This is a genomic window from Streptomyces sp. NPDC047706 (assembly GCF_043204795.1).
Taxonomy (GTDB): Bacteria; Actinomycetota; Actinomycetes; order Streptomycetales; family Streptomycetaceae; genus Streptomyces.
Window position 1 is genome coordinate 1 of sequence record NZ_JBIDCW010000053.1, and the last position, 8,788, is coordinate 8,788.

Below are 8,788 nucleotides of genomic sequence, written 5' to 3' on the forward strand. Positions count from 1 at the left end.
CCGGCCGATGCGGTCACCATCGTTCCAGCGTCCAAGACCGCCCCGACCAAGCGAAAACCCAAGGTCACGGCTTAAAACAGCGGCATTGCGTCTAGGGTCTTCATGGGGAGGGCTCCACGCTCCCACAGGACCAGCATCACCAGGTACTGGGGGTAGGTCAGGTTGATCTCCTCCAGCAGCGGTCGGTAGCGGCTGGTCAATGCCCGCACACGACGCCAACGGTCTCCTCCACCACGGCCATGAGGGCGGGGACGTCACCCACGGCCTCGCGGACCAGGAAAGGCGGGCCGGCCTGCACCCCGAGCGCGCCTCCTACGGCTCGTACGTCACCTTCAGCGACCCGGACGGCAACGGCTGGGTGATCCAGGAGGTCAAGCAGCGCCTGGCCGGCCGCTGAACCCCGTACTTGACCCGTCCGACGGACGGTAACGGGCCGCGTCCGCCTTACGGCATCGTCCAGCCATCGACGCGCGGCCCGTGGAGACGGCGACGGCATGCCGGACCCGCCGGCCGCGTGCGCCGCGGTGAGGGGCCGGGCAGGGGGCCGCCACCGCTTCGCCCGGGTGCCTTGTCCCCTGCCGGCCGCCCCGGGCGGACGTGACGTCCGGGCCCGGGGCAACCGCGGGTGCGCCGTGCGGACACCCGTGACCACTGTGCACCACCATCAGGCCGTGGTGAGGACACCGGAGGATCGTGTCGCCGGCCCGTGAAACGCCGGAGAACCGCACTTCCGTGCGCGGCGCCTCAGCGCATCAGCTCCTCCCGGTACAGGCCCAGGGCCTTGACGACGGGTTCGTTGGAGTACGCGAAGAGCACCGCGTCGTCGGTCCGCGAGGTGTTGACGTGCCGATAGGTCGCCCAGGACGGCACGACCAGGACGTCCTTGTCGCCCCAGTGGAACTCCTGGTCGTTGACCACGGTGGTCCCCTGGCCGCGTACGACGTGCAGGATGGTCGCCGCGGTGTGCCGGCGGGCGGCTCCGCGGAAGCCGGGCACCAGACGCTGGATACGGCAGGCCATCGTCGGCATGACCGGACCGCCGGTCCAGGGGTTGGTGTACTCCAGTGAGATCCCGTCGATCTCGCTTCCGGTGGCATGGTCGGCGATCGCCTCGAAGGCACGCTCGGTCTCGGCCCAGGGGTACTTCCCGATCGGTGAACTGGCCGAACGCTCGCCGATCCACGACGGGTTGAGCCGGCCGTGGATGAACTGCAGGGAGGACAGGTCGTCGGGAACCGCCGGCTTTTGCGCCGTCTGGTCGTGCAGTTCGAAGAAGGCCGTGTCCAGCGAGTTGACCAGCGGGAAATCCAGGCCGTCGAGCCACATCATGGGGCCCTCGCCCTCGTGGTAGTGGTCATGCCACTGCCAGCCGGGGGTGAGCAGCAGGTCGCCGGGGCTCATGTGGACGCGTTCACCGGCCACGGTGGTGTAGGCGCCGGAGCCTTCGATGATGTACCGGAAGGCGTTGGCGGAGTGGCGGTGTGCCTGGGCCTGCTCACCGGGCAGGATGATCTGGATTCCGGCGTACAGGCCCGTCACGGTCGCCGAGGTGTCCCGCATCCCGGGGTTGATGAGCATCAGCACACGCCGCTGGGCCTCCTCGATGGACAGCGAGTCGGCGAAACGCAGCATGTAGGGGCGCAGTTTCGCGTAGTCCCAGTGGACGGGCAGCGCCCGTGCGGGCGGCTGGGCCGGGAAGAGGTTGCTCAGGTGCCGCCACAGAGCGCCGACGTGCAGCGCGTCCAACTCGTCGTAGACGGTGTCCGTGCTCGCATCCGGCTTCGGTGTCGCTGTCATGCCAGGGGCTCCTTCGCGGTGTTCTGTGCGGTGGTGGACGGGGCGATGTCGTAGAGCCAGTCGACGACGTCGTAGTCGACGGGGTTCCTCGCCGCCAGCAGGGCCGCGCGCATCTGTGCGCCGATCCCGTCGGTGTGCAGGACCTCGCCCCAGGTGCGGGCGGTCGTCTGGACACGTGCGGTGCGCGGCGCTCTGAGCGCCTCGTAGGCCTGGAATGCCCTTTCCGTCTCGCCGGGGTGCTCCTCGACACAGTCGGCGAGGACCACCGCGTCCTCGATGGCCTGGCAGGCACCCTGGGCGAGGTACTGCAGCATCGGGTGCGCGGCATCGCCGACCAGCGTGATGCCGCCCCTGCTCCAGCCGGTGACCGGCGCCCGGTCGAACAGCGACCAGCGGCGTGAGGTGTCCATCAGCGCGACGCCGGCACGCACATCGGGGCAGGTGCCGGCGAAGGCGGCCTGGAGCTGGGCGGCGGGGTCCTGGGAGCTCTCGGTCCAGCGCCGGGTGTCGATCGTTGCCACCTGGTTGCACAACTCGCCCCGCCGGACCGGGTATTGGACGAGGTGCAGACCGGGGCCGACCCAGATCACCATGCCGTCGGGCTCGCGCAGGCCGCCGTGTTCGGCCAGTGCCTCGATCGGGATCGTCCCGCGGTAGGCGACATAGCCCGAATCATCCGGATCGCCGTCGCCGACCAGCACACCGCGAGTGCGCGAGCGCAGGCCGTCCGCCCCTACCAGCGCCCCGGTCGTGTACCGGCTGCCGTCGGCGCAGTGCACCACCGCGCCTGCGGGCGACTCCTCGATCCGCTGCACGTCCTTGCCGGGAACCATCTCGACCAGGCCGGTTTCACGGCAGGCCTCGTACACGGCGCGGTGCAGATCCGCGCGGTGGGCGACGAAGTAGCGGTAGCCGAACCGCTCACGGAAGGCCTCGCCGGTTTCCAGCGAGGTGATCCGCTCGCCGGTCCGGGCGTCGCGCAGGGTGAGCCGGCTGGGGAAGAACGCGTCGGGCGTGACGGCCTCCAGGACGCCGAGCCGGTCGAGCATCCGCGAGGCGTTCGGGCCGACCTGCAGGCCGGCCCCGACCTCGGCGAACTGCGGGGCCCGCTCCAGCACACGGACGCGATGGCCGCCTCGGGCCAGTGCCAGCGCGGTGGTCAGTCCGCTGATGCCTCCGCCGGCGACGAGGAAGGGGGGATCCCCCTGCCGGGCCATCAGATCCGTCCCCGACAAGGATAGTTAGTCAGCATGCTGACGAACGTTCCATCGGGTTGAGCCGTTGTCAACACCCTTGCAAGCAAGCATTGAGAACGAGCAAAGGTCTTGACCGGGATCGGAACAGCTGAATATCGTCAGTATGCGGAAGGAATTGCTTTGACTGCGGTCCGTGATGGGCTGCCCAGCGAGAGCAGGTGTGCATGCGACTGGTGACCTACGACGACGGCAGCAACGTCAGCCGGGTCGGCTACGTGTCCGGCGACCGGGTCGTCGACCTCGGTGAGGTGATCGGCGGCTACGGGCAGCCCGGCGGCCCCGGCGCGATGCGGCGGCTACTGGAGCGCTGGCTGGACGTACGCGACGCGCTGCCCGGACCCGACGACGCGCCGAGCCTGGCGCTCGGCGACATCCACCTGCTGGCACCGGTCCCCGACCCGACGAAAATCGTCGCCGCGCCCGTCAACTACCGCGAGCACCGCGCCGAGATGGCGATGACGGTCGACATCCACGACCTGGCGGTCTTCCTCAAAGCGCCCTCCTCGATCATCCCCCACGGCGGCGTGGTCCAACTGCCCTACAGCGACCGCCGCGTGGACCAGGAAGGCGAACTGGCCGTCGTCATCGGGCGACGCGCGAGCCATGTCTCCGAAGCCGATGCCCTGTCCTGCGTCGCGGGCTACACCGGGTGTCTGGACATCACCATGCGCGGCAAGGAGGACCGCTCCACCCGCAAGTCCTTCGACACCTTCACCCCGCTCGGCCCCTGGCTGGTCACCGCCGACGAGGCGGACCCGGCCGACGACATCGAACTGGAGTGCACCGTCGGAGGCGAGCACCGGCAGAAGACCAACACCAGGAACCTCATCTGGTCGGTCGCCAGGCTCGTCTCGTACATCTCCACGGTCATGACCCTCGAGGTCGGCGACGTCATCGCCACCGGCACCCCCGCCGGGGTCGGCCCCCTCACCGACGGCGACGCGATCGAGCTCACCCTCTCGAGCATCGGCACCCTGGCCGTGACAGTCGCGCAAGCTCCCTCGGCCGGCCCCTCACCCACCGGGACGCGTGAGCGCTGACGGCTCCAAGGCCCGGCAGGGCGCCCGGGCTCCGGGGCGCACCCTGCCGGGCAGACGACCAACCGCGCCCGCCTCCGAAAACGATCCGGGTACTGATGAGACGCGCCGGGTCGGCGCTCGGCCCGCGCCGCCCCCGCACGCCCGCACGGCGGTCCGACCGGCTGTACAATCGGCGGCGGGCGTGCGTGTGCGGCGTGTCGCCGCACCGGCACGTCGGCAGGGGACAGAGGGAGGGGAGCGATGACGCCTTCCCGTGACGTTCCCGACCAGGCGGCCGACTTCGACTTGTCCACCATGACCGGACACCTGCTCCGCTCGTGCCAGCAGATTCACGTCGCCATCTGGTCGGAGGTCTTCCCCGGCGGCCTGACGTCACCGCAGTTCGCCATCCTGCACGCGCTCGCCCAACAGGGCCCGCTCACCCAGACCGCACTGCGCTCCAAGGTCCGCCTCGACCGTTCCACCACCGCCGACGTCGTACGCCGGCTAGTCGCACGCAGGCTGGTGAGTCAGGTCAAGGACCCCGAGGACGCCCGCCGCCGCGTGGTGCGCCTGACAGCGGCCGGCCGCGCCCTGTATCTCGAGTCGACGACCCGTGCCGTCAAGGTCAACGAAGCCATGCTGGCAGGCCTCGACGAGGAGCAGCGCACGCAACTGCTCACACTGCTGGGCTGCTTGCTCGAACGCCACAAGGGTCTGCTGGACTACCGCGAGGACTGAACCGCCGCGGCCGCCCGCAACCCCGCGTGGCGCCCGTGCCGCCCTCGGCTTGCCACGGACGGCGTCCGTACCCCCCTTGACTTGCCCCACGCGGCGCCCGTACCACCGCCCGTTCGCCCCGCGTCGGGCTCGTACGCCCTGTCGTCCGGTCCCCGTGCGCCGCCCTCACCGCCCATCGGCGTGCCGGCGTCGCGCCCTTGCCGCCGGTCGGGCCGCCCCGCGGTGCCGAGGAGTTTTCTGAGTGGTAGTCAGTGTTGCGGTGGCGTCCGAGGTATTGACTCCACGACATCGGATGGGCACATTGATCCGCACACTGATGAAACGCGTGTCCGCGCTCTAGCGGCGACCGCGAATTTCCAAGCCCGCTGGATCCCAATGGAGGGACCATGACCGGCATCGACTCTCCGCCCACCGAACCGCGTACCGCGGAGCCCGCATCGTCCCCGGCCAGGGTCGCGGTCGCCAGTCTCGTCGGCACCACGATCGAGTACTACGACTTCTCCGTCTTCGCGATGGCCGCCTCACTTGCCTTCGGGCCGCTGTTCTTTCCTTCCGGAAGCGCGACGGCGGCGACACTCGCCGCGTTCGCGACCTTCGCGGTCGCCTTTGTCGCCCGGCCCGTGGGCTCCTTGCTGTTCAGCGTTGTCGGCGACCGCGTGGGTCGCCGGCGGTCGCTGCTGATCTGCCTGCTCCTGATGGGCGGGGCGACCATCGCCATCGGGCTGCTGCCCACCTACGCCACGGCCGGTGTGACGGCCTCGGTGCTGCTGATCGCCTGCCGCGTCCTGCAAGGCCTGGCCGTGGGCGGCGAGTGGGGCGGGGCCGTCCTGCTGGCCGCCGAGCACGCACCGCCCCACAAGCGGGCGCTGTACGCCTCGTTCCCGCAGATCGGCCCGCCGCTCGGCTTCGTACTGGCGGCACTGGTCTTCCTGACCACCACGGCCCTGACCGGCCCGCAGGGGTTCCTCGCCTGGGGCTGGCGGGTGCCCTTCCTGCTCAGTGTCTTCATGGTGGTCGTCGGCCTGTGGGTGCGGCTGAAGGTGAGCGAGTCACCGGTGTTCCACGAAGCCGCCAAACGCCAGGAGCTGGTCCGCGCACCCCTGTTCGTCGCGTTCCGCACCTACCCCGGCCGGGTCCTGACCGGCATGCTGACGGTACTGGGCGGAATGACGACCTGGTACCTGATCACCGCGTTCTCCGTCTCCTACGGCACCACCGCACTGGGCATCCCCTCGCGCACCATGATCCTCATCGCGTGCGCCACCGCCGCCACCCACGGCGCCCTGATCATCCCCGCGGCTCACATCGTGGAGCGCTACGGCCGCAAGGTCCCGATGATCGCCGGCCAGCTCGGGGTCGCGCTCCTGGCCGTCCCGGCGTTCGCCCTGCTCGAAACGGCGCAACCCCTGCTCATCTGCCTGGGCTTCTGCCTGATCATGGTCCCCTTCACCCTGGTCTTCGGGCCGATCGGTGTATGGCTCGCCGAACTGTTCCCCACTCAGGTCCGTTACGTCGGAGCCGCGACCGCCTTCATGGTCGCGAGCATGATCGCCGGGTTCGCCCCCCTGATCGGCACCCACCTGCTCGCCGACGGCCGGCCGCCCCTCCTGCTGGGCCTGTACGCCGGCGGCTTCGCCCTCCTGGGCGCCCTGACCCTGGCGTTCTCCCCCGAGACCAGACACCGGTCCCTGCTCCAGCAGTGACCCGAGGGACCTCCCGCAGTGCCCGGTGCATCAGCGCGCGGCCTCAGATGCGGTGCACCGCAAGGTGAAAGGGCGTCTCCTGCCGCATGTGTTCAAACGTTCCGCCGACACGGTACAGACCCGCAAGGCGCCGGACACGTCCGGGTGCACCGCACCGGCGTGTGAGGCGGTGGGGGGACGACAACCAGCAACAGGCGGGAAGGGCCTGCCTGGTACGTTGTCCCTGCCGGCGGCGAGGTGCCCGCCGCGCCGCTTCGGGCCACCGGCGGCCTCGCCGGTGTCGACACGGGCATCGTGCGCCTCTCCGGTCGCCGGGTGATCCCGGTGGACGTCCGCGACACCTCCCGTACGTGCCCCGCATGCGGGCAGTCGCGAAGGAGAACCGCAGCACCCGGGCGACGTTCGCACGCACGACGTGCGGCTTCACCGTCAAGGCAGACCACGTCGGCGCGTCGAACGTCCTCGATGAGCGCCGGCCAGATCCGCTGCGCCGACGGCACATTCCACCAACGTGGGAAGCCCGCGGCTTCGGCCGCGGACGGAGCCACCGCGACTGACATCCCCGACCGACCGAAGGAGAACCACACCGTGCCCAGCACACCCCCGGGCCGCGGCCGCATCGCCCGCGCCGGACTCCGGCTCGTCACCCTGCCGCTCGGCGCGGCACGCGGCGGATCCGGTGCCACCCAGCTCCAACTGGCGATCGTCACCCTGACCGACACCGACGGCGCCACCGGAACCGGATACACCTACGCCCTGGGTCCCGGTATGGCAGCCACCGCCGCCCTGCTCGAAGAACACCACCTGCCGGCCGTGGTCGGACTTCCCCTGCACGACTGGGACCGGGCCTGGTACCAGATGCGCGAGGCGACCCACCGGCTCGGAACCGGCATCTCGCTCCTGGCCACCTCCGCGGTGGACATCGCCGTATGGGACCTGCGGGCCGTTCGCGCGCAACTGCCCCTCTATCGCTTGCTGGGCGCCCAGCGCGAGGAGGTACCCGTCTACGGCAGCGGCCGCGCCACCCACGCGATGAGCACGGACGAACTCGTCGCAGGCTCCCTCAGCTACATCGAGGAGGGCTACAGCGCGGTGAAACTGCGCGTGGGAGTGCACCCGCCGGCCCAGGACATCGCCCGCGTCGCCGCCGTACGCGAAGCCCTCGGCGAGCAGGCCACGATCATGGTGGATGCCAACGAACGACTCGACCTGCCGACCGCGCAGTGGATGGCCCCACGCCTCGCCGACCTGGCCGTCGCCTGGTTCGAAGAGCCCGTGCCCTCCCGTCACCCCCACGCCCACCGCATTCTGGCCGGCGGCCACACCCCGCCGCTGGCGGTCGGGGAGCACCTGCTCGGACTCTCCGCGTACACCGCCTTCACCACCAGCGCACCGGTGTGGATGCCGGACGCCCCGCTCACCGGCGGCGTCTCGGAATTCCGCCGCATCGACGCCCTGGCCGAGGCACACGGCGCGAGCGTCACCCCGCATTTCCTGCCCGAACTGCACGTCCACCTCGTCGCAGCCGGCCGCGCCACCACCTGGCTGGAACACTTCCCGCTGCTCGACGACCTGCTCGCCCAGACCCTCCCGGTCAAGGACGGCCGCGCGGCGCCGCCAGAGCGCCCCGGCCACGGGATGCTGTGGGACCACGAGCGGCTCGCGGCACACACCGTGCGCACCTACCAGACCCACCCGTGAGCACACATCACCACCACCGCGCGCGGTGGTGGTGGTGATGGTGGTGGTCTGTGTGCCCAGAGGCCCGGTCGCCCGCGCGGCGTGTCAGGGGACCCCGGGCTCCTGACACCCCGCCGTGCCACCGACAGGTTTCCCTCCGAGAGGCGCGACACGAACACCGGACCATCGGTGCGGGGGCAGCGCGCGCAAGGCCGCGGTCGCGGTCCCGGGTGGCCAAGGTGCCCATGACGCCGTCGCTGAGCGGAATCCCCGTCGACGGGCCGCCGCCCACCAGGGCGAGGTCGTTCCACAACCGACACACCCAACAACGTGACAACGCCCTCCTGGTGGACCGTCCCATCCCGCCCCCGTGGGCCGCGTCGGGCCGCTCGCCCGCCCGGTCGGACTGCTGTCCTTCGCCGCAGCCACCGACTCACATGGCGGGGAAACGGTCGAAGGGCGTGGTCCGGGAACTGGCGGTGCGGGCGCCGGCCGAAGGTGTGTCCAGTAGACGGCTGATCCAGTTTTTGTAGGGGTCAGTTGGCGGCCGGGGTGAGCCGGCCTTCGAAGGCGATCTGGAAGGCGTTCAGGG

General features: G+C 70.6%; 6 protein-coding genes and 2 pseudogenes. 5 read left to right on the top strand and 3 right to left on the bottom strand.

The features are described from left to right. Positions 1–86: 86 nt before the first annotated feature. Positions 87–206, bottom strand: a pseudogene (locus ACGF8A_RS34205) (MarR family transcriptional regulator); the annotation flags it as partial. A gap of 2 nt (positions 207–208) precedes the next feature. On the opposite strand from ACGF8A_RS34205, the pseudogene ACGF8A_RS34210 reads away from it, so the two are divergent. Then, positions 209–397 (top strand): annotated as a pseudogene (locus ACGF8A_RS34210) (glyoxalase); the annotation flags it as partial. Positions 398–744: 347 nt separating this feature from the next. Here ACGF8A_RS34210 and ACGF8A_RS34215 read toward each other — a convergent pair. Further along, complete coding sequence (locus tag ACGF8A_RS34215) at positions 745–1,797, bottom strand: cupin domain-containing protein (RefSeq protein ID WP_393114680.1); 1,053 nt, start codon at positions 1,795–1,797, stop codon at positions 745–747. Continuing rightward, a complete protein-coding gene (locus ACGF8A_RS34220) occupies positions 1,794–3,014 on the bottom strand; it encodes an FAD-dependent monooxygenase (RefSeq protein WP_393114682.1) in 1,221 nt (406 codons plus the stop codon). The genes ACGF8A_RS34215 and ACGF8A_RS34220 overlap by 4 nt, the downstream gene beginning before the upstream one ends. 203 nt (positions 3,015–3,217) lie before the next feature. Here ACGF8A_RS34220 and ACGF8A_RS34225 point away from each other — a divergent pair, with 203 nt between their 5' ends. The 4 genes from ACGF8A_RS34225 (at position 3,218) to ACGF8A_RS34240 (ending at position 8,217) form a co-directional block, all read left to right on the top strand. Beyond that, the gene (locus ACGF8A_RS34225; RefSeq protein ID WP_393114684.1) at positions 3,218–4,093 is read left to right on the top strand and encodes a fumarylacetoacetate hydrolase family protein; all 876 of its coding nucleotides are present in this window, start codon (positions 3,218–3,220) and stop codon (positions 4,091–4,093) included. 240 nt (positions 4,094–4,333) lie between these two features. Continuing rightward, positions 4,334–4,813 carry a MarR family winged helix-turn-helix transcriptional regulator gene (locus ACGF8A_RS34230; protein ID WP_393114686.1) on the top strand — a complete coding sequence of 160 codons (480 nt, stop codon included), beginning with the start codon at positions 4,334–4,336 and terminating at the stop codon, positions 4,811–4,813. A 386-nt stretch (positions 4,814–5,199) separates the two neighbouring features. Then, on the top strand, positions 5,200–6,516 hold the full coding sequence (locus ACGF8A_RS34235) for an MFS transporter (protein ID WP_393114689.1): 1,317 nt from the start codon (positions 5,200–5,202) through the stop codon (positions 6,514–6,516). Between the two features lie 588 nt (positions 6,517–7,104). Continuing rightward, positions 7,105–8,217 carry a mandelate racemase/muconate lactonizing enzyme family protein gene (locus tag ACGF8A_RS34240; protein WP_393114691.1) on the top strand — a complete coding sequence of 371 codons (1,113 nt, stop codon included), beginning with the start codon at positions 7,105–7,107 and terminating at the stop codon, positions 8,215–8,217. Positions 8,218–8,788 lie beyond the last annotated feature (571 nt).

Excerpts from the sequence above, each read along its gene's own strand:
- ACGF8A_RS34215 (WP_393114680.1), bottom strand. The coding sequence starts at position 1,797 with ATGACAGCGACACCGAAGCCGGATGCGAGCACGGACACCGTCTACGAC.
- ACGF8A_RS34220 (WP_393114682.1), bottom strand. The coding sequence starts at position 3,014 with ATGGCCCGGCAGGGGGATCCCCCCTTCCTCGTCGCCGGCGGAGGCATC.
- ACGF8A_RS34225 (WP_393114684.1), top strand. The coding sequence starts at position 3,218 with ATGCGACTGGTGACCTACGACGACGGCAGCAACGTCAGCCGGGTCGGC.
- ACGF8A_RS34230 (WP_393114686.1), top strand. The coding sequence starts at position 4,334 with ATGACGCCTTCCCGTGACGTTCCCGACCAGGCGGCCGACTTCGACTTG.
- ACGF8A_RS34235 (WP_393114689.1), top strand. The coding sequence starts at position 5,200 with ATGACCGGCATCGACTCTCCGCCCACCGAACCGCGTACCGCGGAGCCC.